Source organism: Stenotrophomonas sp. YJH_SMC_16, from assembly GCF_059367875.1.
This window is the reverse complement of sequence record NZ_JCAFRH010000013.1, coordinates 16,524-40,362: the sequence shown is the minus strand read 5'-3', so window position 1 is coordinate 40,362 and position 23,839 is coordinate 16,524. Positions and strand designations below refer to the sequence as shown.

General features: G+C 66.8%; 19 protein-coding genes. 13 read left to right on the top strand and 6 right to left on the bottom strand.

Features of this window, described 5'->3' with window-relative positions:
• Positions 1 to 11: 11 nt before the first annotated feature.
• The 7 genes from acnD (at position 12) to pbpC (ending at position 13,531) form a co-directional block, all read left to right on the top strand.
• Positions 12 to 2,630: a Fe/S-dependent 2-methylisocitrate dehydratase AcnD gene (gene acnD, locus AC5P6E_RS20170; RefSeq protein WP_010482771.1), complete on the top strand. Its 2,619-nt coding sequence runs from the start codon at positions 12 to 14 to the stop codon at positions 2,628 to 2,630.
• A gap of 100 nt (positions 2,631 to 2,730) precedes the next feature.
• On the top strand, positions 2,731 to 2,988 hold the full coding sequence (locus AC5P6E_RS20165) for a type II toxin-antitoxin system ParD family antitoxin (RefSeq protein WP_019338677.1): 258 nt from the start codon (positions 2,731 to 2,733) through the stop codon (positions 2,986 to 2,988).
• Positions 2,975 to 3,301 (top strand): type II toxin-antitoxin system RelE/ParE family toxin, encoded by a 327-nt coding sequence (locus tag AC5P6E_RS20160; protein ID WP_019338676.1) that lies wholly within the window; start codon positions 2,975 to 2,977, stop codon positions 3,299 to 3,301. The genes AC5P6E_RS20165 and AC5P6E_RS20160 overlap by 14 nt, the downstream gene beginning before the upstream one ends.
• 23 nt (positions 3,302 to 3,324) lie before the next feature.
• Positions 3,325 to 4,503 carry a 2-methylaconitate cis-trans isomerase PrpF gene (prpF, locus tag AC5P6E_RS20155; RefSeq protein WP_019338675.1) on the top strand — a complete coding sequence of 393 codons (1,179 nt, stop codon included), beginning with the start codon at positions 3,325 to 3,327 and terminating at the stop codon, positions 4,501 to 4,503.
• 71 nt (positions 4,504 to 4,574) lie between these two features.
• Positions 4,575 to 6,035 (top strand): bifunctional 2-methylcitrate dehydratase/aconitate hydratase, encoded by a 1,461-nt coding sequence (locus tag AC5P6E_RS20150; protein WP_019338674.1) that lies wholly within the window; start codon positions 4,575 to 4,577, stop codon positions 6,033 to 6,035.
• 157 nt (positions 6,036 to 6,192) lie between these two features.
• The gene (locus AC5P6E_RS20145) at positions 6,193 to 11,100 is read left to right on the top strand and encodes an alpha-2-macroglobulin family protein (protein ID WP_329835642.1); all 4,908 of its coding nucleotides are present in this window, start codon (positions 6,193 to 6,195) and stop codon (positions 11,098 to 11,100) included.
• A gap of 49 nt (positions 11,101 to 11,149) precedes the next feature.
• Positions 11,150 to 13,531, top strand: coding sequence for a penicillin-binding protein 1C (gene pbpC / locus AC5P6E_RS20140; protein WP_019338672.1), 2,382 nt, complete (start codon positions 11,150 to 11,152; stop codon positions 13,529 to 13,531).
• A 154-nt stretch (positions 13,532 to 13,685) separates the two neighbouring features.
• On the opposite strand, the gene AC5P6E_RS20135 is transcribed toward pbpC, so the two are convergent.
• Positions 13,686 to 14,261: a ferritin-like domain-containing protein gene (locus AC5P6E_RS20135; protein WP_010482780.1), complete on the bottom strand. Its 576-nt coding sequence runs from the start codon at positions 14,259 to 14,261 to the stop codon at positions 13,686 to 13,688.
• A 29-nt stretch (positions 14,262 to 14,290) separates the two neighbouring features.
• Entirely contained in the window at positions 14,291 to 14,773 is a 483-nt protein-coding gene (locus AC5P6E_RS20130; RefSeq protein WP_043399087.1) for a peroxiredoxin, read from the bottom strand.
• A gap of 261 nt (positions 14,774 to 15,034) precedes the next feature.
• Here AC5P6E_RS20130 and AC5P6E_RS20125 point away from each other — a divergent pair, with 261 nt between their 5' ends.
• Complete coding sequence (locus tag AC5P6E_RS20125; protein WP_126560722.1) at positions 15,035 to 15,928, top strand: DnaJ C-terminal domain-containing protein; 894 nt, start codon at positions 15,035 to 15,037, stop codon at positions 15,926 to 15,928.
• A gap of 144 nt (positions 15,929 to 16,072) precedes the next feature.
• Here the strand turns inward: AC5P6E_RS20125 and pilH are convergent, their stop codons facing one another.
• Together pilH and AC5P6E_RS20115 are read right to left on the bottom strand one after the other, a co-directional pair.
• Positions 16,073 to 16,444 carry a twitching motility response regulator PilH gene (gene pilH, locus AC5P6E_RS20120; RefSeq protein ID WP_005410644.1) on the bottom strand — a complete coding sequence of 124 codons (372 nt, stop codon included), beginning with the start codon at positions 16,442 to 16,444 and terminating at the stop codon, positions 16,073 to 16,075.
• Positions 16,445 to 16,532: 88 nt separating this feature from the next.
• The gene (locus tag AC5P6E_RS20115; RefSeq protein WP_317614549.1) at positions 16,533 to 17,528 is read right to left on the bottom strand and encodes a YhdH/YhfP family quinone oxidoreductase; all 996 of its coding nucleotides are present in this window, start codon (positions 17,526 to 17,528) and stop codon (positions 16,533 to 16,535) included.
• A gap of 153 nt (positions 17,529 to 17,681) precedes the next feature.
• Here AC5P6E_RS20115 and hflK point away from each other — a divergent pair, with 153 nt between their 5' ends.
• The 5 genes from hflK to AC5P6E_RS20090 all read left to right on the top strand — a co-directional run bounded on the left by hflK (position 17,682) and on the right by AC5P6E_RS20090 (position 22,284).
• A complete protein-coding gene (gene hflK / locus AC5P6E_RS20110; protein ID WP_043399081.1) occupies positions 17,682 to 18,815 on the top strand; it encodes an FtsH protease activity modulator HflK in 1,134 nt (377 codons plus the stop codon).
• Complete coding sequence (gene hflC / locus AC5P6E_RS20105) at positions 18,812 to 19,675, top strand: protease modulator HflC (RefSeq protein ID WP_010482785.1); 864 nt, start codon at positions 18,812 to 18,814, stop codon at positions 19,673 to 19,675. Before hflK ends, hflC begins: the two co-directional genes overlap by 4 nt.
• A 67-nt stretch (positions 19,676 to 19,742) precedes the next feature.
• Positions 19,743 to 19,928 carry a DUF2065 domain-containing protein gene (locus AC5P6E_RS20100; RefSeq protein WP_005414170.1) on the top strand — a complete coding sequence of 62 codons (186 nt, stop codon included), beginning with the start codon at positions 19,743 to 19,745 and terminating at the stop codon, positions 19,926 to 19,928.
• A 273-nt stretch (positions 19,929 to 20,201) separates the two neighbouring features.
• On the top strand, positions 20,202 to 21,494 hold the full coding sequence (locus AC5P6E_RS20095) for an adenylosuccinate synthase (protein WP_005410639.1): 1,293 nt from the start codon (positions 20,202 to 20,204) through the stop codon (positions 21,492 to 21,494).
• 127 nt (positions 21,495 to 21,621) lie between these two features.
• Positions 21,622 to 22,284, top strand: coding sequence for a hypothetical protein (locus AC5P6E_RS20090; RefSeq protein WP_495231286.1), 663 nt, complete (start codon positions 21,622 to 21,624; stop codon positions 22,282 to 22,284).
• Here AC5P6E_RS20090 and AC5P6E_RS20085 read toward each other — a convergent pair.
• Together AC5P6E_RS20085 and AC5P6E_RS20080 are read right to left on the bottom strand one after the other, a co-directional pair.
• Complete coding sequence (locus AC5P6E_RS20085; protein WP_054172316.1) at positions 22,220 to 22,870, bottom strand: M23 family metallopeptidase; 651 nt, start codon at positions 22,868 to 22,870, stop codon at positions 22,220 to 22,222. The two genes, AC5P6E_RS20090 and AC5P6E_RS20085, sit on opposite strands and share 65 nt — an antisense overlap.
• A gap of 4 nt (positions 22,871 to 22,874) precedes the next feature.
• Positions 22,875 to 23,834: a L,D-transpeptidase family protein gene (locus AC5P6E_RS20080; protein ID WP_495231284.1), complete on the bottom strand. Its 960-nt coding sequence runs from the start codon at positions 23,832 to 23,834 to the stop codon at positions 22,875 to 22,877.
• Positions 23,835 to 23,839 lie beyond the last annotated feature (5 nt).

Genomic DNA, 23,839 nt, shown 5'->3' with positions numbered 1-23,839 from the left:
TCCGCCAGCCCATGAATACCGATTACCGCAAGAACCTCCCCGGCAGCGCGCTGGACTATTTCGACGCGCGTGCCGCTGTCGATGCGATCCAGCCCGGCGCCTACGCCACCCTGCCGTACACCTCGCGCGTGCTGGCCGAGAACCTGGTGCGCCGCTGCGATCCGGCCACGCTCAGCGATTCGCTGAAGCAGCTGATCGAGCGCCGTCGCGACCTCGATTTCCCGTGGTTCCCGGCGCGCGTGGTGTGCCACGACATCCTCGGCCAGACCGCACTGGTCGATCTGGCCGGGTTGCGCGATGCGATCGCCGACAAGGGCGGCGACCCGGCCAAGGTCAATCCGGTGGTGCCGGTGCAGCTGATCGTCGATCACTCGCTGGCGGTGGAGTGTGGCGGTTTCGATCCGCAGGCGTTCGAGAAGAACCGCGCGATCGAAGATCGTCGCAATGAAGACCGTTTCCACTTCATCGACTGGACCAAACTGGCCTTCGAGAACGTGGACGTGATTCCGCCGGGCAACGGCATCATGCACCAGATCAACCTGGAGAAGATGTCGCCGGTGGTCTACGTGCAGGACGGCGTGGCCTTCCCGGATACCTGCGTGGGCACCGACAGTCACACCCCGCACGTGGATGCACTGGGCGTGATCGCAATTGGTGTTGGCGGCCTGGAAGCAGAGAACGTGATGCTGGGCCGCGCGTCGTGGATGCGCCTGCCCGACACCGTCGGTGTCGAACTGAGTGGCCGCCCGCAGCCGGGCATCACCGCCACCGACGTGGTGCTGGCCCTGACCGAGTTCCTGCGCAAGGAGCGCGTGGTCGGAGCCTGGCTTGAATTCTTCGGCGAGGGTGCTGCGGCACTGACCATCGGTGACCGCGCCACCATCTCCAACATGTGCCCCGAATACGGTGCCACCGCCGCGATGTTCTACATCGACGCACAGACCACCGATTACCTGCGCCTGACCGGTCGCGAGGAATCGCAGGTGGCGCTGGTGGAAAACTATGCACGCACCACAGGCCTGTGGGCCGACGACCTGGCCACCGCGCAGTACGAGCGCGTGCTGCGCTTCGACCTGTCCAGCGTGGTGCGCAACATGGCGGGCCCGTCCAACCCGCACAAGCGCGTCGCCACTTCAGAGCTGGCCGAGCGCGGCATCGCCGACGAGGCCAAGCTGGCAGCGGGCAAGGCCGAGCAGGCGCAGGGCCTGATGCCGGATGGCGCGGTGATCATCGCCGCCATCACCAGCTGCACCAACACCTCCAACCCGCGCAACGTGATCGCCGCCGCACTGCTGGCGCGCAAGGCCAATGAACGTGGCCTGCTGCGCAAGCCGTGGGTGAAGTCCTCGTTGGCGCCCGGCTCGAAGGCGGTGCAGCTGTACCTGGAAGAGGCCGGCCTGCTGCCGGACCTGGAAAAGCTGGGCTTCGGCATCGTCGCCTTCGCCTGCACCACCTGCAACGGCATGAGCGGCGCGCTCGATCCGGCCATCCAGCAGGAGATCATCGACCGGGACCTGTACGCCACGGCCGTGCTGTCGGGCAACCGCAACTTCGATGGCCGCATCCACCCGTATGCGAAGCAGGCTTTCCTGGCGTCGCCGCCGCTGGTGATCGCCTATGCCATCGCCGGCACCGTCCGCTTTGATATCGAGAAGGACGTGCTGGGCGTGGACGCCGATGGCAACGAGGTGCGCCTGAAGGACATCTGGCCGAGCGATGCCGAGATCGACGCGGTGGTGAAGGCCTCGGTGAAGCCCGAGCAGTTCCGCAAGGTCTACAACCCGATGTTCAACGTGCGCGTGGAGAACGGTGCCGCGGTCAGCCCGCTGTACGACTGGCGCCCGCAGAGCACCTACATCCGCCGTCCGCCGTACTGGGAGGGCGCACTGGCCGGTGAGCGCACGCTGGCCGGCATGCGCGCGCTGGCGGTGCTGCCGGACAACATCACCACTGACCACCTGTCGCCGTCCAACGCGATCCTGGCCTCCAGCGCCGCCGGCGAGTACCTGGCGAAGATGGGCCTGCCGGAAGAGGACTTCAATTCCTATGCCACGCATCGCGGTGATCACCTGACTGCGCAGCGCGCCACCTTCGCCAATCCGAAGCTGTTCAACGAGATGGTGCGCAACGACGATGGCAGCGTGAAGCAGGGTTCGCTGGCGCGCGTGGAGCCGGAAGGCAAGGTGATGCGCATGTGGGAAGCGATCGAGACCTACATGGAGCGCAAGCAGCCGCTCATCATCATTGCCGGTGCCGACTACGGCCAGGGCAGCTCGCGCGACTGGGCCGCCAAGGGCGTTCGCCTGGCCGGCGTGGAAGCGATCGTGGCCGAGGGCTTCGAACGCATCCACCGTACCAACCTGATCGGCATGGGCGTGCTGCCGCTGGAGTTCAAGCCGGGCACCACCCGCCTGACCCTGGGCATCGATGGCACCGAGACCTTCGACGTGGTGGGCGAGCGCACCCCGCGCGCCGACCTGACCCTGGTCATCCACCGCCGCGACGGCCAGGACCTGATCGTGCCGGTCACCTGCCGCCTGGACAGTGACGAGGAAGTGGCGATCTACGAAGCCGGCGGCGTGCTGCAGCGCTTTGCCCAGGATTTCCTGGAAGGCGCCAAGGTGGCGTGATACCGGCCTGAATGCCTGCCCCCGGAGGCCGGGGGCGGGCTTGTCCGACACCTGGGCAGGGCGCACACTGACTTGGCAAAAACTGCCAATGGAGAGTCTCATGGCCACCATGAACATTTCGCTGACCGACCCGCTCAAGCAGTTCGTGGACGAGGAAGTGCGTGAAGGCGGCTATTCCAGTACGTCGGACTACGTGCGTGACCTGATCCGCCAGCGCCAGCGCAGCAAGGCCGAAGAACTGCTCAAGCAGCTGATTGCCGAGGGGCTGGCTTCTGGGCCTGGCGTCCCGGTGACGGCCGACACATTCGAGCGCATGCGTCGTGAACTGACCGAAAGGATGGAGCGTGAAGGCGATTGAATGGCGACCCAGGGCCGAAGCCGACGCAGCCGATGCCGCGCTGTGGTTCGCACGGCAGGGTGGGCTGATACTGGGTCGGCGCTTTCTCGCCGAGTTGGAGGCCACGCTTCAACGCATCGCGGTATTTCCAGGCTCGGGTTCCACCCGGCACGCCGACCTCGCAGCACAGCTGCCGGTGCCGTTGCGGTTCATGCTGGTTCCGGGCTTCGAACGGTACCTCGTCTATTACCTCGATCTACCGGACCGCGTGGACATCATGCGTGTGTGGTGCGTTGATCGTGGTCTTGACGCACTGATGCAAGACATTTCCTGAAATCCAAACGCGTGGATCCGACGATGACCTTCCTCCCGCAACTCCGTATTCCCGCCACCTACATGCGCGGCGGCACCAGCAAGGGCGTGTTCTTCCGCCTGCAGGACCTGCCCGAGGCCGCGCAGGCGCCGGGCGCCGCACGCGATGCACTGCTGATGCGCGTGATCGGCTCGCCCGATCCTTATGGCAAGCAGACCGATGGCATGGGCGGCGCCACCTCCAGCACCAGCAAGTGCGTGATCATCTCCACCGCCTCGGTGCCAGACCACGACGTGGACTATCTGTACGGCCAGGTCTCGATCGACACCGCCTTCGTCGACTGGAGCGGCAATTGCGGCAACCTCAGCACTGCGGTCGGCCCATTCGCGATCGCCAACGGGCTGATCGATCCCGCCCGCGTGCCGCGCGATGGCCTGTGCACCGTGCGCATCTGGCAGGCCAACATCGGCAAGACCATCATCGCCCACGTGCCGATGCGCGATGGCGAAGTGCAGGAAATCGGCGATTTCGAACTGGATGGCGTGACCTTCCCGGCCGCCGAGATCCAGCTGGAGTTCATCGATCCGTCCGATGACGGCGATGCGGGCGCGATGTTCCCGACCGGCAACCTGGTCGACACCCTGGACGTGCCGGGCGTGGGTAGTTTCGAGGTGACCATGATCACCGCCGGCATTCCGACCATCTTCCTCAATGCGGCCGACCTGGGCTACACCGGCACCGAACTGCAGCCTGCGATCAACGAGGACAAGGGGGCGCTGGAGCGCTTCGAGAAGATCCGCGCCTACGGCGCCTTGCGCATGGGGCTGATCAAGAACCTGGAAGATGCGGCCACGCGCCAGCACACGCCGAAGGTGGCCTTCGTGGCACCGGCGCAGGACTATGTGTCGTCCAGCGGCAAGGCCATCCCGGCCTCGGCCATCGACCTGCACGCGCGTGCGTTGTCGATGGGCAAGCTGCACCACGCGATGATGGGCACTGCCGCCGTGGCGATCGGTACCGCGGCGGCGATTCCGGGCACCCTGGTCAATCGCGCCGCCGGTGGCGGCGAACGTGAGGCGGTGACCTTCGGCCATCCCTCGGGCACGTTGCGCGTGGGTGCGCAGGCTGGTCTCGTTGACGGCCAGTGGACAGTGACCAAGGCCATCATGAGCCGCAGCGCCCGTGTGCTGATGGACGGCAAGGTGCGGGTGCCGGCCGAATAGTGCTCTGGTAGATGCCAGCCTTGGTTGGCATGGTGCACGGGCAACCGTGCACCGCAACGAGGAGATCGACGATGTCCGACAACCACACCCCATCCAACGAGCGTGCAGCGTGGGATGCACTGCTGGTGGATATCGTCGATTATGTGCGCGATGCCCGCATCGACTCACCGCTGGCGTTCCAGACCGCGCATCACTGCCTGCTTGATACGCTGGGCTGCGGCCTGGAAGCGCTGTCCTTCCCGGCCTGCAGCAAACTGCTCGGTCCACTGGTGCCGGGCATCAGCGTGGTCGACGGCGCGCGCGTACCGGGCACGCACTACGTGCTGGACCCGGTGCAGGCCGCCTTCAACATCGGCGCAATGGTGCGCTGGCTCGATTTCAACGACACTTGGCTGGCCGCCGAATGGGGCCATCCATCGGACAACCTGGGCGGCATCCTTGCCGTCCTTGACTGGCTGGGGCGCAACGCGCAGGCCCTGCGTCGTCCGCCGCCGACCGTGCACGACGTGCTGCTTGCGATGATCAAGGCGCACGAGATCCAGGGCGTGCTGGCGCTGCAGAATTCCTTCAACCGCGTCGGGCTGGACCATGTGGTGCTGGTCAAGGTGGCCACCACCGCGGTGGTCTCGCAGCTGCTCGGGCTGGATCGCGAACGCATGCTCAATGCAGTGTCGCTGGCCTGGATAGATGGCCAGGCGCTGCGAACCTACCGTCACGCGCCCAATACCGGCTCGCGCAAGAGCTGGGCCGCTGGCGATGCGACCAGTCGTGGCGTGCGTCTGGCGCTGATGGCAGCCAGCGGCGAGATGGGCTATCCCAGCGTATTGAGTGCACCGACATGGGGTTTCGAGGCCGTATCCATGCACGGTCAGGCACTGACACTGGGGCGACCGCTGGGCAGCTATGTGATGGAGAACGTGCTGTTCAAGATCAGCTACCCGGCCGAGTTCCACGGCCAGACTGCAGTGGAGGCGGCGGTCACGCTGCACCAGCAGCTGCGCGCGATGGAACGGCGGGTCGAGGACATCGCGCACATCGCCATCCGCACCCAGGAAGCCTGCATCCGTATCATCGACAAGCAGGGGCCGTTGCATAACCCGGCCGACCGCGATCACTGCGTGCAGTACATGGTCGCCATCGCGTTGCTGCACGGGCGGTTGGTGGCCGAGGATTACGAGGACGACGTTGCCGCCGATCCGCGCATTGATGCGCTGCGCGCGAAGATGGCCTGCCATGAAGACCCGCAGTTGAGCGCGGATTATCTGGATCCGGACAAGCGCAGCATCGCCAACGGCCTGAGCGTGCGCTTTACCGACGGCAGCGAGCTGCCCGAGGTACTGGTGGAATACCCGCTCGGCCACGCCCGGCGCCGCGAGGAAGGCATTCCGCTGCTGATGGACAAGTTCCGCCGGCACCTGGCCCATCGCTTCCCGACCGCCCAGCAGCAGCGCATCTGGGCCGCTTCACTGGACCCGGTGACGCTGGCGGCGATGCCGGTGACCGACTACGTGGACCTGTACCTGCCGGGGTGAGGCCGCTCTGGTAGATGCCAACCTTGGTTGGCATGGGGTGCGCCAACCAAGGTTGACGGCTACCGGGTCCCGGGCGGGACCGGGTTTCCGACCGCCGGGGCGTCAACACCTTGACGCGGCCTGCCTATAATGGCCACCTCGATCAAGGAGTGACGACATGAGCGGTCCGGCACGGCGGAAGCGGTGGGGATGGGCGGCGGCGGTACTGGCAGGAGGCCTGTTGCTGGGTCTGGCCGGCTGCCGCAACGACAGCGGGCAGCTGCCCAAGGCCAGCGGTGAAGCCATCACCACCAAGGCCGAGCAGGTGAAGGAGTTCACCCTGCTGCGTGCCTACCCGGACCAGAAGAATGACGGCTTGTCGCTGGCGCTGGAGTTCTCGCGCCCGCTCGTCGGCACCCAGGATTTCGACAAACTGGTGCGCTTCGAGGAAAAGGTCGGCACCGACGACAGCAGCTGGACGCTGTCCGATGACGGCCTGACCCTGCGTTACCCGTTCGTCGAGGCCGGCAAGGAGTTCAGCCTGGTGGTTTCGCCGGACCTGCTGGCCGCCGATGGCAGCCGCCTGGGCAAGGAACTGAAGCAGAAGGTGTTCAGCGGCGAGCTGAAGCCGGTGGTCGGCTTCGCTTCGCAGGGCAGCGTGCTGCCGGCCAAGGACAGCCGTGGCCTGCCGGTGGTGTCGGTGAACGTGCCGGAGGTCGACGTCGAGTTCCTGCGCGTGCGCGAGAAGGACCTGCCAACCTTCTTCAGCCAGTACCAGCGCGGTGGCCGCCGCGGCAGCTGGGAGCTGAGCAGCGACTACGAGCGCACCCCGATCAACAAGCTGGCCGAGCCGGTCTACGTCAACCGCTTCATCCTGGGTGGCAAGCAGAACGAGCGGGTGCTGACCTACCTGCCGACCCAGGACATCAAGGAACTGCAGGAGCCGGGCCTGTACTTCGCCCTGCTCAAGCGCACCGGTGACTACGAGGGCGAGTTCGATACCGCGTTCTTCTCGGTCAGCGACATCGGCCTGCATACCCGCGCCTACAAGGACAAGCTGTTCGTGCACACCGCCGGCCTCAAGGACGGCGCACCGCTGAAGGGCATCGACCTGCGGGTTCTCGATGCCAAGGGCGAGGTGGTGCTGAAGGGCAGCACCGACGGCAACGGCAATGCGCTGCTGAACTACACGCTGGATGCCACCCACGTGCTGGTCGCCAGCACTGGCAAGGACACCAGCTTCCTGCCGTTCAACCAGCCGGCGCTGGACCTGAGCGAATTCGCCGTGGCCGGCCGTGACAATGCCTGGTTCGACGTCTACGCCTGGTCCGGCCGCGACCTGTACCGCCCGGGCGAGACCGTGCGCCTGTCCGCGCTGCTGCGTGACAACGATGGCAAGCCGGTCAAGGCGCAACCGGTGTTCCTGCGCCTGAAGCAGCCCGACGGCAAGACTTTCCGCGAGACCCGCCTGCAGCCGGGTGACCAGGGCTACATCAATTTCGAGCAGGTGATCCCCGCCGAGGCGCCGACCGGGCGCTGGCAGATCGAGTTCCGCACCGACCCGGCCAGCAAGGAAGCGATCCAGGGCATGACCCTGCGCATCGAGGAGTTCCTGCCCGAGCGCATGAAGCTGGATCTGGACAGCGTGCAGAAGACGCTGAAGCCGGGTGAGGACCTGCGCCTGCAGGCCAATGGTGCCTACCTGTATGGTGCGCCGGCCGATGGCAACCGCTTCACCGCGCGCATGGCAGTGGCGGCCGAGCAGCAGCCGGTGGAGGGCCTGCCGGGCTACTTCTTCGGTGACCCGACCCTACAGCTGCCGCGCGAAGCCAAGGACGTGATCGACACCACGCTGCCGGCCAACGGCCAGCTGCGCGAGGATGTGGCATTGCCGGAGGAGGCGGCCAAGGCCAAGGCACCGATTGCAGTGGTGCTGTCCGGCAGCCTGTACGAGACCGGCGGCCGTACCGTCACCCGCACCTTGAAGCGGGTGATGTGGCCGGCCAATGCGCTGGTTGGCGTGCGCCCGCTGTTCAATCCCGAAGACGGTGCCGATTCCAACGGCAATGCGCGCTTCGAGCTGATGCGCGTGGATGCAGCGGGCAAGCCGCAGCCGGCCAAGGGCCTGAAGATCACCCTGGTGCGCGAACTGCGGGACTACCACTGGACCTTCAACGACAACCGCTGGGACTACGACTTCACCCGCCGTTTCGAGAACAAGGAAACGCGCACCGTCGATGCCGGCGGCAGCGCGGTGGCCTTTGATTTCCCGGTGGAGTGGGGCGAGTACCGGGTGGACGTGTTCGATCCGTCCACCGGCCTGACCAGCCGCTATCCGTTCCGTGCGGGCTGGAGCTGGGGTGATGACAACCGCGGCCTGGACGCGCGCCCTGACAAGATCAAGCTGGGCCTGGACAAGACCGGCTACAAGGCAGGCGACACGCTCGAGGTGACGGTGACCCCGCCGCACGCCGGCAAGGGCATCCTGATGGTCGAGACCGACCGCATGCTGTACGTGCAGGGCATCGACGCCAAGCCGGGGTCGACCTTCAAGATTCCGGTCACCGCCGACTGGGAGCGCCACGATGTGTACATCACCGCGCTGGTGTTCCGTGGCGGCAGTGCGCCGAGCAAGATCACTCCGGCCCGTGCGGTGGGCGTGGTGCATGTGCCGATGGACCGCAAGGGCCGCACCGTGGCCGTCGGCCTGGCAGCGCCCAAGCAGATGCGACCGGAACAGGACCTGCCGGTGACGGTCAGCGCACCGCAGCTGGCCGGCAAGGTGGCGCACGTCACCGTCTCGGCGGTGGACGTGGGCATCCTCAACATCACCCGTTTCCCGGTGCCCGACGCCGGCGCGCACTTCTTCGCCCAGCGTCGCCTCGGCATCGATGCCTACGACATCTACAGCCGGGTGATCGAGAGCTTCGATGGCGGCAGCGGCAAGCTGAAGTTTGGTGGCGACATGGCGCTGCAGGCGCTGCCGCAGGCCAAGCGCCCGACCGCACGCGTGCAGACCGTGGACCTGTTCTCCGGCCCGGTGCAGCTGGATGCCAAGGGCATCGCCCGCATCCGCCTGAAGGTGCCGGACTTCAACGGCACCCTGCGCGTATCGGCGCTGGTCTACAGCGATGACCAGTACGGCAAGCGCGATGTGGAGACCGTGGTGCGCGCGCCGATCCTGGCCGAAGCCAGCATGCCGCGCGTCCTGGCCCCGGGCGACCGCAGCACCGTGACCCTAGACGTGCAGAACTTCACCGGCAAGCCGGGGCAGTTCAACGTGAAGGTGGAAAGCGAGGGCCCGTTGAACCTGGGTGAGGGCAGCCGCAGCGTGCAGTTGAATGCCGATGCCAAGACCACGCTGAGTTTCCCGCTGTCCGCGCGTGAGGGCCACAGCGTAGCCAAGGTGCGGGTGCGGGTGGACGGCAACGGATTCAAGGCCGACCGCCGCTACGAGCTGCCGGTGCGTGCGGCGTGGCCGCAGGTGCTGCGCTCGCAGGTACGCACGCTGGATCCGCTGGCCGCGGTCAGCCTCGACAACAGCCTGACCGACGGCCTGATGGCCGAGTCGGTGAACGCGCGCCTGCTGGTCAGCCCGCTGCCGCCAATCCCGTTCGCCAGTGCCCTGCAGGGCGCGTTGAACTACCCATACGGCTGCGCCGAGCAGACCACCAGCAAGGGCTACGCCGCACTGATCCTGGACCAGGCGACGTCGTCGATGCTCGGGGCTGACGGGTTGGATGCCAAGACCCGCCGCGAGCGCATGGAAGGCGCGTTCGGTCGCCTGGCGTCGATGCAGGTGGCCAACGGCAACTTCTCGATGTGGGGTGACGACGGCTACGTGAACCCGTGGCTGACCCCGTACATCACCGAGTTCCTGCTCGATGCCAAGGACGCCGGCTTCGCGGTGCCCGACAACGTACTGCAGAAGGCACTCAACCGCCTCAGTGAGGACCTGCTGTCCGGTGGCAATCAGTTCTACGGCCAGGATGACCGCGAGAAGCTGAAGTTCGCCAACCAGGCGTATTCGGGCTATGTGCTGGCCCGGGTCAACCGGGCGCCGCTGGGTACCCTGCGCACGCTGTACGACAACGAGCGCAGCAAGGCGGTCGGTGGCCTGTCGCTGGTCCACCTGGGCGTGGCGCTGTCACTGCAGGGTGATGCCAAGCGTGGCCAGGCGGCACTGGCGGCGGCGTTCGCCAAGTCCAGCAGCGAGCGCCCGTCGTACTTCGGCGACTACGGCAGCGCGATCCGCGATGACGCACTGATGATCGCGCTGACGCACGAGAACAAGCTGGCCAAGCCCGCCTGGGACGCACGTGCGGTCGATCTCGGCCGTGGCCTGGATGCCCGCCGCAATGCCGGCTGGATGTGGCTGAGCACCCAGGAGCAGGTGGCGATCGCCCGCCTCGGCAAGGCCCTGGCCGCCAACCAGAAGGCGCTGGTGGCCGGTGAGCTGGTGATCGGTGGCAGCACCGAGGCGATCAGTGAGCGCAAGCTGTTCGGCCGCAACTTCACCGGCAGCGAACTGGCCAGCGGCGTGCGCTTCACCCCGCAGGGCCAGCCGCCGATGTTCGCCAGCATCGACGTGGCCGGCATCCCGCGCAGCGCGCCGGCACCGGACAACAGCGTGCTGGGTGTTGAACGCAGCTACTTCGGCACCGATGGCAAGCGGTGGACGCCGCGCCCGCTGAAGGAAGGTGAAGCGCTGATCGTGCGCGTAACCGTCACTGCCGACACCACGATGCCCGATGCACTGCTGACCGACCTGCTGCCGGCCGGCCTGGAGATCGAGAACTTCAACCTCGGTGATGCCAAGCAGTGGGCCGACGTGGTGGTCGATGGCATCACCATCAGCGACCGCAGTGAAGCGGCCGATACCAAGCACGAAGAGTTCCGCGACGACCGGTACGTGGCAGCGCTGAAGCTGTCGCGTGGCAGCAAGGCCAACGTGTTCTACCTGGTACGCGCGGTGACCCCGGGAACCTACTCGGTGCCGCCGCCGCTGGTGGAGGACATGTACCGGCCGCAGCTGCGCGGCGTCGGCCGCAGCAACCCGACCACGATCACGGTGGTACAGCCGTGACCGCGCGGACGGGCCGCGACGGCGCGGCCCGTCCTGATGGCAATTCGCAATGAATGACGCAATGAAGACCCGGCTGGCGGCCCTGCGCCGCCGGCTGCGGCCGCTGTGGCCGTGGTTGCGCTGGGGCACGGCCGCCTCGCTGGCGCTGCTGCTGGTGCTGGACTTCGCTTTCCCGCCGCCGCTGCCGAAGCAGCGTGATACCAGCACCCTGGTGGTGGCCGCCGACGGCACGCCGCTGCGTGCCTTTGCCGATGCCGAGGGCGTGTGGCGCTATCCGGCTTCGATCGACAGCGTCTCGCCGCTGTACCTGCAGGCGTTGCTGACCTACGAAGACCGCTGGTTCTGGCGCCATCCGGGCATCAACCCGCTGGCGATCCTGCGTGCCAGCGGCCAGTTGCTGCGCGGCGGCCGCATCGTGTCCGGTGGCTCGACCCTGACCATGCAGGTTGCCCGCATCCTCGACCCGCATACGCGCACGCCCTGGGGAAAGCTCAAGCAGATGCTGCGTGCGGTGCAGCTGGAAGTGCATCTGAGCAAGCAGCAGATCCTGGCCCTGTATCTGGAGCGCGCGCCTTACGGCGGCACCATCGAGGGCGTGGAAGCGGCCAGCTGGGCCTATCTAGGCAAGCCGGCGGCGCAGCTGTCGCATGCCGAGGCCGCGTTGCTGGCGGTGCTGCCGCAGGCGCCAAGCCGGCTGCGCCCGGACCGCCATCCGGAAGCGGCGCAGAAGGCGCGCGACAAGGTGCTGTCACGCATGGCCGAACTGGGTGCGTGGACGCCGGAGGAAGTGGAGGACGCGCGCATCGAGAACGTGGTGGCGCGCTCGCTGCGGCCGCCGCTGCATGCGGCACTGCTGGCGCAGCGGCTGCATTCAGCGCAGCCGGGCAAAGCGCGCATCCAGAGCAGCATTGATATCGGCCTGCAGCGCACGCTGGAAGAGCGCGTGGCCAGCTACTTCTCGACGCTGCCCGAACGCACCTCGGCCGCCCTGCTGGTGGTCGACAACCAGACCCTGCAGGCACGTGCCTATGTCGGCACGCTGGCGTTCGGTGACCGCCAGCGGCTGGGGCACGTGGACATGGTGCAGGCCTGGCGCTCGCCGGGGTCCACGCTCAAGCCGTTCCTGTATGCGATGGCACTGGATGACGGCCTGATCCATTCGGAAAGCCTGCTGGTGGATGCGCCGCAGAGTTTCGGCAGCTACCGCCCCGGCAACTTCGACATGGCCTTCAACGGACCGATCGGCGCTTCCAGTGCATTGCGCCTGTCGCTCAACGTACCCTCGGTAGATCTGCTGCAACGGGTCGGTGCTGCGCGTTTCGCCGCTCGCCTGTCGCACTCCGGCATCCAGCTGCGTTTCCCGCCGGGCAGCACGCCTAATCTGTCGCTGATCCTCGGCGGCACCGGCGCGCGGTTGGAAGACCTGGTCGGCGCGTTCGCCGCGCTCAACCGCAATGGCATCGCCGGGCGCGTGCGTTACACCGACGATGAGCCAATGATCGAGCGGCGCCTCGCTTCGCCCGGCGCAAGCTGGATCGTCCGCGAGATGCTGGAATCGAATCCGCGGCCGGGCTATGGCGTCGGGACGTTCGATGTCGGTGGCCGCCCGCGTGTGGCGTGGAAGACCGGCACCAGTTACGGGTACCGCGATGCGTGGGCCATCGGCAGTACCCGTCACTACACAGTGGGCGTGTGGGTGGGGCGACCAGACGGCACGCCGTTGCCGGGCCAGTATGGTGCGGTTACCGCACTGCCGCTGATGTTCGAAGTGGTGGACAGCCTGCCGCGCCAGCGTGGCGATTCCGCTGCTGCGCCAATGCCGGCCAGTGTCAGCCAGGAAGACATCTGCTGGCCGACCGGCGAACGTGCCGAGGGACTGCCAGCTGCGCTCTGCCAGCGCAGGATGCAGGCCTACCTGCTGGACGGTGCAGCACCACCGACCTTCCCCGAGCGCGAGGCGCGGCGCTGGCAGCCGGGGCGGCAGCGTTACCTGGCCGATGCGCGGACCGGTCTGCGTGTCTCCGCTGATTGCCGTTTGCCGCATGAGGAAGTCGCGCGTGAGATCGCTCGCTGGCCGGCGCTGTTGTCGCCGTGGTTGTCCAAGGCCACGCGCGAGGCCTCGCAATTGCCAGCGCTATCGCCTGACTGCCGCGACGATGGGCGTGAGGCCAGTGTCGCGTTGCACATCGATGGCCTCAATGATGGCGCAGCACTTGCGCGTGCACCCAACGCCGAACATGGCGTACGCCTGCAGCTGCGCGCGCTGGGCAGCGAGCAGGCGGTGGACTGGTTGCTGGATGGACGCTGGATTGCGCAGACCCACGGCGCGCAGTTGATGCAGCGCGAGTTCGCCGATCCGGGAGCACACACCCTGACCGCTCTGGCGGCAGATGGCGCGTGGACCCAGGTACGGTTCAACGTCCTCCGGTAGGTGCCAACCTTGGTTGGCACTTCCCGTATGACTGCCACGCTGTTGTAGAGCCGAGCCCATGCTCGGCTGCTCCTTCGACGTGCATGCAGCGGTAAGCCGAGCATGGGCTCGGCTCTACAACGCGGCAGATGGCAGCGAGCGTGTGGCGTAACCGCTATTCCCCGATCCAGCCATCCAGCAGGTCGGCGAATTCGTCGGCGTGTTCTTCTTCCTGCGCCAGGATCTCTTCGAGGATGCGTTTGGTGGTGGTGTCGCGGTCGCCGATGAAGTTGATCATCTCGCGGTAGCTGTCGATGGCAATGCGTTCGGCCACCAGGTTCTCGCGCACCATGTCGCGGAGGTCGCTGCCTTCCTTGTACTCGGCGTGCGAGCGCGCGGTCAGCGTATCCGGGTTGAAATCGGGCTCGCCGCCGAGCTGGACGATGCGCTCGGCCAGCTTGCCGGCGTGTGCCTGCTCCTGCTGTGCGTGCTCCAGGAACTCGGCCTTGACCGCGTCGGCCAGCATGCCCTTGGCCATGAAAAAGTGCCTGTAGTAGCGCAGCACGCACACGTACTCGGTGGCCAACGCGTCGTTGAGCAGCTTGATCACTGCCTCGCGGTCGGCATTGTAGCTGTCGGTGATCGCACCATCTTCGATGTTGCGCCGGGCGCGTTCGCGCAGGGTCTTGCGGTCGCTGATGCCGGGAACCTTTGCGGCAGGCTTTGTGGCTTTGGCTGGCTTGCTGGACATGGCTGGCCGTTTCCTCTTGCGGTGGAAGATCAGGTGGGCAGGTGCTCCAGCACGTACTCGGCTGAAGAGACTTCGAACTGGCCCGGCTGTTCGACCCAGGCCGCACGCACCACGCCATCGACCACGTACAGCGCGAAGCGGCGCGAGCGGATGCCCATGCCCGAGGCGCTGGCGTCGAGCTCAAGGCCGAGCGCGCGGGTCAGTTCGGCGTTGCCGTCGGAGAGCATCAGCAGGCCGTCGGGCACGCTCTGGTCGGCAGCCCAGGCCTTCATCACGAACGGGTCGTTGACGGCCATGCAGTAGACATCGATGCCGCGCTGGCGGAAGTCCTGGAATTTCTCGACGTAGCCGGGCAGGTGGCGCGCCGAGCAGGTCGGGGTGAACGCGCCGGGCACGGCGAACAGCACCACCTTGCGCGCATCGAACAGCGAATGCGTATCGAGTGTTTCGATGCCCTCGCGGATGCGCTTGAGGGTCACTTCCGGAATGCGGTCGCCGACATGGATGGTCATGGGGAACTCCTTGCTGGGGCAGGCTAGTGGGCCGGATGGGACAGGGGCGTCAAGACATTGGAAAACCTGCGTGCAGGCCCCATCTTCGGGCTTTGCGGCAGGGGCTTCCAGCCACAGCGTGGGGCATGGGCATGGCAGCCGCATTGCGCAGGATCAGTCGGCCTCACCGGCGCCGCACGAGGCCCGGCGTAGCATCGCCGGCGCGTAGAATGAACCCGGGGCGGCGCCACCGGCGCGGCCGAAGCGAATCGAGGTAGCTGGATGGAATTCAAGGATTACTACGCCACCCTGGGGGTGGAACCGAGCGCGGGCGAGGCGGAGATCAAGACCGCCTACCGCCGGCTGGCACGCAAGTACCACCCGGACGTCAGCAAGGAGGCCGGGGCCGAAGACAAGTTCAAGGCGGTCAACGAGGCCTACGAGGCGCTGCGCGACCCTGAAAAGCGGGCGGCCTACGACCAGCTGCGCGCGCAGGGCTATCGCCCGGGCGAGGAGTTCAACGTGCCGCCGAACTACGGCGGCGCCGGGGGGTTCAATTTCGAGGAAGTGTTCGGCGGCGGCGGCCCCAACGGCGGCTTCAGCGACTTCTTCGAAAGCCTGTTCGCGCGCCAGCGTGGCGGTGGCGGCGCTGGTCCGGGGCCGGGCTTCAGCAGCCAGGGCCATGCGCCCAATCGCGATACCCGCGCCAAGCTGTCGGTACCGCTGGAAGCGGCCTACAACGGTGACAGCCTGCGCATCACCGTCAACGGCAAGCAGCTGGACGTGCGCGTGCCCAAGGGCATCCGCCCGGGCCAGGTGATCCGCCTGGCAGGGCAGGGCAACCATGGCGGCAACCTGCTGCTGGAAGTGGAATACGCCGCGCACCCGCAGTTCGAGGTCGATGGCCGCAACATCCTCTATACGCTGCCGGTCACACCGTGGCAGGCCGCGTTGGGGACCAGCATCAGCGTGCCGACCCTGGGCGGTGCGGTGGAGCTGAAGATTCCGGCCGATTCCGATGCCGGGCGCAAGCTGCGCCTGCGTGGCCGTGGCCTGCCGGGCAATCCGGATGGCGACCAGATCGTCGAGATCGAGATCGTGGCCCCGGCCGCGACCGATGAGGCGCAGAAGAAGGCCTACCGGAACCTGGCCAAGGCGTTCGGCGAGTCAATCTGAGGCTTTGGTATCTAGAGTCGAGCCATGCTCGCCTGCTCTTGCTGAGTCGAGCATGGCTCGACTCTACAGAAGTGTGCCAACCAAGGTTGGCACCTACCAAACAAGAGCGTGCCGACCGAGGTTGGCACCCACCAGAACAGTGTGTCAGCCCTGCCCGGCGAACACCCGTTCCAGCACCTCGGACAGTTCATCTTCCGAGAACGGCTTGGTGATGTAGGCCTTGGCGCCCTGGCGCATGCCCCACATGCGGTCGGTGTCCTGGTCCTTGGTGGTCACCAGGATCACCGGGATATGCCGGGTCGCCTCGTCGCGGGCGAGGGTACGGGTGGCCTGGAAGCCGTTGAGGTTGGGCATCACCACGTCCATCAGGACCAGGTCGGGCAGCTCGGCCTTGGCGGTTTCGACCCCGGCGGCGCCATCGGTGGCGGTCAGGATCTGGTGCCCGAGCTTCTCGACGATGCGCTGTATCCCCAACAGCTGCGACGGTGAGTCGTCGACGATCAGAATGCGTGCCATGTTGTTCCCCATGTAATGCCCGCAGTGTAGTGCGGGCCCATTACCGGCGGGAGGGCCGCGTCTGCCGTCCGTCGCCTGCCTGCGACGTTCAGTCGATCCGTACCACGGTGCGACCCAGCGAACCGCCCGCCAGCATCCGTTCGAATACGGCAGGAAGGCCATCGAGGCCGACTTCGGCGGTGCAGATGCGGTCCACGTGCTGCGGCTTCCAGTCACTACCCAGCCGCGACCACACTTCCTCACGCAGTCCGCGTGGCGCATTGGCCGAGGACACGCCCAGCAGCGAGACACCGCGCAGGATGAACGGCATCACCGTCATGTCCAGCGTCGGACTGGCTGCCAGGCCGGCACTGACCACGCTGCCGTAGGGCACGGTCTGCGCCAGCAGGCTGGCCAGCATGTCGCCTCCGGCATTGTCGAGGCCACCGCCGAAGCGCGCCGACTGCAGCGGGCCGGTATCGGCCAGCGCGTCGCGTGGCAGTACCTCGGTGGCGCCGATGCTGCGCAGGAAATCGGCCTGGTCCTGCTTGCCGCTGACCGCGTGCACGCTGTAGCCGGCACGGCTGAAGATCGACAGCGCCAGCGCACCGACGCCGCCGCTGGCACCGGTGACTGCCAGCGGGCCGAGTTCCGGGGTCTGCCGGTTGTCCTGCATGCGCAGCAGGGCCAGCGCCGCAGTGAAGCCGGCGGTGCCCAGCACCATCGCCTCGCGCGGGGTCAGCCCGGCCGGCTGGGCGATCACCGCGCGCGATTCCAGCCGCACGTACTGGCTGTAGCCGCCATCACGGGTCTCGCTGAGGCCGCAGCCGGTGGCCAGCACCGCATCGCCTTCACGCCAGTCCGGGTCGGAGCTGGCGACCACGGTACCGGCCACGTCGATGCCGCCCACGAGCGGGAAGCGGCGCAGGATTTTCCCCTTGCCGGTACCGGCAAGGGCATCCTTGTAGTTGACCGAGGACCAGTGGGCGCGGATCAGCACCTGTCCGGGGTTGAGGTCGTCGATCCGGAGCTGGGCAAGGCCGCTGCGGTAGCCGGCGTCGTCGTTTTCGATGCGGAAGGCGGTGAACGGGGTGGTGGGGGCCATCGGCGTTGCCTGACTTCGAGGAAAACGCCACCTTACCCCGTTGCCCCCCTTTCGATCCTGCCGATCCGCCCCATCTTGTATGATCGGTGATGGTTTCACGGCTGGCGGTGCGGGAAGGGCCCGCGCCGCAGCCCACATCTTGATGGAGCGTGCATGGCCTGGAATACACCCGGCGGCAACAAGGGCGGACAAGGCCCCGAGGACAATCGACGCGGGCCCTTCGGGTCGCGCGGCGGTGGCAATGGTGGTGGCTGGGGCGGACTGCCCGGGCCGCTGAAGGACCTGTTCGACGGTGGCATCGTGCGTTGGGTGGTGGCAGCCGTGGTGTTGCTGGTGCTGTTCTCCAGCTTCCAGCTGATCGGCGAACAGCAGCGTGGCGTGGTGCTGCGCTTCGGCCAGTTCTCGCGCATCCTGCAGCCCGGCCCGAACTTCAAGCTGCCGTGGCCGATCGAATCGGTCACCAAGGTCAATGCCACCGAGATCAAGACCTTCTCGATCCAGGTGCCGGTGCTGACCCGCGACGAGAACATCGTCAACGTCTCGCTGAACGTCCAGTACCGCATCGACGACCCGCAGCAGTACCTGTTCGGCACGGTCGATGCCAACCAGGTGCTGGAGCAGTCGGCGCAGAGCGCGGTGCGCGAAGAAGTGGGCCGAGCTGATCTCAACGCCGTGCTGAACAACCGTGGCCCGCTGGCCGTGGCTGCCGAAGAGCGCCTGCAGGCGCTGCTGAAGGCGTTCAAGACCGGCCTGACCGTGACCGGCCTGACCCTGCAGGACGCCCGTCCGCCAGAAGAGGTCAAGCCGGCCTTCGACGAGGTCAATGGCGCCCAGCAGGTCAAGGAACGCCTGATCAACGAAGCCCAGGCCTACGCCGCCAAGGTCGTGCCGGAAGCCCGAGGCCAGGCCTCGCGTGCCCGTACCACTGCCGAAGGCTACAAGCAGGCCGTGGTGTCCAAGGCCGAGGGTGACGCGCAGCGCTTCAGCCTGTTGCAGGCCCAGTACAAGGACGCCCCGGAAGTGACCCGCAAGCGCCTGTGGCTGGAGACCGTGCAGCAGGTGCTGAGCGAGAACCGCAAGGTGATCGGTGGTGATGGCCGCCAGCTGATCTACGTGCCGATGACCGGCGATACCCGTCCCACCACCTCGGCTCCGCCGGGAGTGACGAACCCGGAGGTGGTGATGCCGTCGCTGCCGGGTGCAGCGGCGGAAGCTTCCCGTGATCCGGGCCGGCCGGTGGGCCGCCCGACCGGGCGACCGAGCGGCCGTGAGGAGGGCAGCCGATGAAGAGTCCTATCTGGATCGCCGTGATCGTGGCGGTGGTGCTGGGCCTGCTCGGCTCGGTGTACGTGGTCCGTGAGGACCAGACCGCCATGGTCCTGAACCTGGGCAAGGTGGTGCGTTCGGACATCAAGCCGGGCCTGCACTTCAAGGTGCCGGTGGTGGAAACGGTGAAGGTCTTCGACCGCCGCTTCCAGGTGCTCGACACCGCGCCGGCGCGCTACTTCACCGCCGAGCAGAAGGACGTCAGCGTCGACTTCTTCGCCATCGGCTACATCTCCAACGTGGGCGACTACTTCCGTGCCACCGGCGGCGATCCGCGCATCGCCAATGCCCGCCTGGCACCGATCATCACCGACTCGCTGCGCAACCAGATCAACTCGCGCACGCTGCAGCAGCTGGTTTCCGGCGACCGCAGCGAGCTGATCGCCGAGCAGCTGAAGGGGATCAACGAAGCGGTGGCCGGCCTCGGCATGCAGATGATCGACCTGCGCATCAAGCAGGTGGACCTGCCGACCGACAGCCAGGTGATCAACGACGTGTACGAGCGCATGCGCGCCCAGCGCAAGCAGGAAGCCGCCAAGCTGCGCGCCGAAGGCGAGGAGCAGTCGCTGACAATCCGCGCCCAGGCCGACCGTGACAGCACCGTGCTGATCGCCGAGGCTGAGCGTGATGCCCAGCGCCTGCGTGGTGAAGGCGATGCCGATGCCGCCCGTATCTACGGCAAGGCCGGCTCGGCCGATCCCTCGTTCTACGCGTTCTACCGCAGCCTGGAGGCCTACCGTGGCTCCATGACCGACGGCAACGGCGTGATCGTGCTGGACAAGAACGACCCGTTCCTGCAGTACCTGAAGAACGACCGCTGAGGTCGCAGGGCATTACCCCACGGGGCCCGGCTGAATGCCGGGCCCCGTGCTTTTTCCGGAGTCCCCCATGAAAGATCTGTTCGCTGCCGTCTGCCTGGTGGCGGTGCTGGAAGGCCTGTTCCTGTTCGTCGCCCCGTTCGCCTGGAAGCGCATGGCCGAGCGCCTGCTGGACCTGCCCAGCCCGGCCCTGCGCAGCTTTGGCGGGCTGGTGCTGCTGGCCGGCCTGAGCCTGCTGTGGTGGGTGCGGCATTAGCAGGGGTCAGATCCCTTTCCGGAGGAAAGGGATCTGACCCCGTTTCGGGCCCCTGACCGGTGGGTAAAGCCGCCCGTCGGAAAGGTGGCACCCGACCCCGGAAACCCGGATAATGCACAAAAGCCGGACGGGCCTCCCCGTTCGGCTTTTTCCGTGTCTGGGCCTTCCATCGCCGGCTGCTCCCCGTTTGGAGCCGCCCTCCAGGTGCTGGCCAGCCCCGCCACGGTTTACCCGTCCGCGGCCCCGATGGCCGCAACATATGAGGAGCCCGTCATGGGTCAGTCTGTCGTAGTGCTTGGTGCCCAGTGGGGCGATGAAGGCAAGGGCAAGATCGTCGATCTGCTCACTGAGGAAATCGGCGCCGTCGTGCGCTTCCAGGGCGGCCACAACGCCGGCCACACTCTGGTCATCAACGGTAAGAAGACCGTCCTGCACCTGATCCCGTCGGGCATCCTGCGTGACGACGCGCTGTGCCTGATCGGCAACGGCGTGGTGATCTCGCCGGCCGCGCTGCAGAAGGAAATCGCCGAGCTCGAAGCCTCCGGCGTGGAAGTGCGTTCGCGCCTGAAGATCTCCCCGGCCGCGCCGCTGATCATGCCGTACCACATCGCCCTGGACCAGGCGCGCGAACGCGCTGCCGGCGGCAAGGCGATCGGCACCACCGGCCGTGGCATCGGCCCGGCCTACGAAGACAAGGTGGCGCGCCGCGGCATCCGCATCGCCGACCTGCACTACCCGAAGCAGCTGGAAGAACTCCTGCGCACTGCGCTGGATTACCACAACTTCGTGCTGACCAAGTATCTGAACACCGATGCGGTCGATTTCCAGAAGACCTTCGACGAAGCGCTGGCCTTCGGCGAATACGTGCAGCCGATGAAGTCCGACGTGGCCGGCATCCTGCACGACCTGCGCAAGCAGGGTAAGCGCGTGCTGTTCGAAGGTGCGCAGGGTGCGCTGCTGGATATCGACCACGGCACCTACCCGTACGTCACCAGCTCCAACACCACCGTCGGCGGTGCACTGGCCGGTTCCGGCGTCGGCGCCGATTCGATCGACTACGTGCTGGGCATCGCCAAGGCCTACGCGACCCGTGTCGGTGGTGGCCCGTTCCCGACCGAGCTGGACGACGAAGTCGGCCAGGGCATCCGTGACCGCGGCGCCGAGTACGGTGCCTCGACCGGCCGTCCGCGTCGTTGCGGCTGGATGGACATCGTCGCGCTGAAGCGCGCCGTGGCCATCAACGGCATCAGCGGCCTGTGCATCACCAAGCTGGACGTGCTGGACGGCATGGAAAAGCTGAAGGTCTGCATCGCCTACGAATACAACGGCAAGCGCACCGAGTACGCGCCGCTGGATGCGCAGGGCTGGGAAGAGTGCACCCCGGTGTACCTGGAGTTCCCGGGTTGGAGCGAGAACACCCACGGCATCACCAACTGGGACGACCTGCCGCCGGCCGCCCGTGCCTACCTGCGTTCGCTGGAAGAGCTGGCCGGCTGCCCGATCAGCATCGTCTCCACTGGCCCGGACCGCGACCACACCATGGTCCTGCAGGATCCGTTCGCCTGAGTACGTGACCGGTAGCGCTGGGCCACACCCGGCGTCGCTGCAAGAAGAAGCCCCGCGAACGCGGGGCTTTTTCGTTACTGTGTCGCCAGTGCCGGCGAGGAAGCGAAGCGATGACCAGGATGTCAGCGTGAAAGGCGAGACCGTGGTGCGGATCACCCTATGGGTGTTGTGGAGCCTGTGGGGCATCGCCTGCGCGGTTCTGGCGCTCGGCGCCATCGCCAACCATCTGGCCTCGCGCACCCAGACCCTGCCGCTGCTGCTGAGCCCCGGCGCGACGGCTGAGGTGACGGTCTACCGCTTCATCGATGACCAACTGCGACTGCGCCTGCTGTATGCCGCAGACGGTATTGAGGCTGACCCTGAAGTGCTGCTGCGCATCGATACTCCCACCGATCATGGAGACTTCCGCGCAGCAGAGCGTTCGGGAGTGGCCGGGCAGGGTGTCAACCGCAGGCTGGCATCGGTTGAGTCCAGCGGGCTCATGGCGTCCTACTTTGGATATGGCCGCGGCGATGCATTGCCACGCGGACGCTCATGGCTGCGGGTAACCGTACTGGAGGTGGACCCGGCGCTGGCGGGCAGGGCGGCCGTGATCGAGCTGCAGCCCCCACTGGACCTGCTGAAGCTGACCGACCTGGACTACGTCTGGCTGTGGCCGTTCTTCTTCTGGAAGGTGGCGGCGCTGTTCCTGCTGATTCCGGGGGCTGCCTTGGCGGTGTTCACGTTCACCTTGCGGCGCTGGCAGCGCCGGGCGTCGAAGCAGCCGATTTCAGCAGCGGATACGGGTTGATCGATTCCCCCTTCCACCACTGCTTCTCCGGCCCCAGTACGTGTACTTCGAAATGCAGGTGCGGGGCCTGCGCGCTGGCATTACCGGTGCTGCCCACATAACCAATCACATCCCCGCGTTTGATCACCTGCTTTTCGCTCAGGCCATCGGCATAGCGCTGCAGGTGCGCGTAGTAGTAGCACCAGCGTCCGCTGGGCTCGAACTGGTAGATGGTCAGCCCACCGCGCTTGCTGTCGAACAGTTTCTCCACCGTGCCGTCGGCCACCGCGAGTACCGGCGTCCCGGCATCGGCCATGATGTCGATTGCATCGTGCACGCGGCCCTCGCTGCGTGCATCGGTGAAGGTGTCGCGCAACTGCGAGGGAAGTACGCCTTGCACCGGCAGCAGCAGACCGTCCGGTGCTGCGTCGACGCTGGCCGGCAGCGACGCGCGTGGTGTAGCCGCTTCCGCCGTCGGCGTTGCCATCACGGTGAGCGGCGTTGCAGGCGTGGACACCGCCGTAGTTTCAGCGGCATCGCGGCGCAGCCACCAGCCCAGCCCCAGTCCCAGCACTACACCGATCACGATCAGCTGCGAAAGACGCATCGGCTCACTCCTGCATCACCACGGGGACGGAGGTATCCACCGCATCGGCCACGCGCAGCGCATCCCAGTTGGTCATGCGCACGCAGCCATGCGATTCGGTCTTGCCGACATGGCCGGGCACCGGCGTTCCGTGCAGGCCATAGTGGGGTTTGGACAGATCGATCCAGACCCTGCCGACCGGGTTGTTCGGGCCGGGCGGCAGCGTGACCTTCTTCTCGCCCTTGCGTGCATCCCAGAACAGTTTCGGGTTGTAGTGGAACGGCGGGTCACGATACACGCCGAGAATCTTCCATTCGCCGATCGGCAACGGATCATGCTGGCTGCCGGACGACACCGGCACCTGCGCGATCACCTTGCCCTGCACATCCAGCAGTTGCAGGGTGGAATCGGACTTGTCGACCACGATCTTCGCCGCCTCCGGCAACGCCCCCGGTGCGATGTTGGGCACCTGGATGCGATTGCCGGCCTTGGCCAGATCGACGCCGGGGTTGAGCGCCTTCAGCAATGCCGGCGAAGCATGGAAACGCTCGCCCAGTGATTCCTCGACGCTGCTGTAGCCCAGTGCCTTCAGCTTGGCCTGCGCGGCCGGCCCTTTCGGAACCGGCTGGAACGGGCCGGCCACGTCCTCGGCGGTCAACGTGTAACTGGCAAGCGGTGTGGTCGCATCGGCCTGCAGTGCTTTCCAGGTGGCATCGTCCAGCTCTCCGCTCACTGTCAGGCCGTGGGCCGCCTGGAAGCCGGCCACGGCCAGACGCTGGTTGCTGCCGACTTCACCATCGATCTCGCCCGGGGAGAAATTGGCGCGATCCAGCAGCACCTGGGCGTGCAGCGGCGAGCGCGCCGCGGTATCGGGTCCGGTCTTCTCGGCAATGGGCTCCGGCAGCTGGACCGGCGGGGGCACCTGCGCGAAGGCGGGGGACATCAGCAAGGACAGGGCGAGCAGGGCGGGGCGACATACGGGCATGGAGA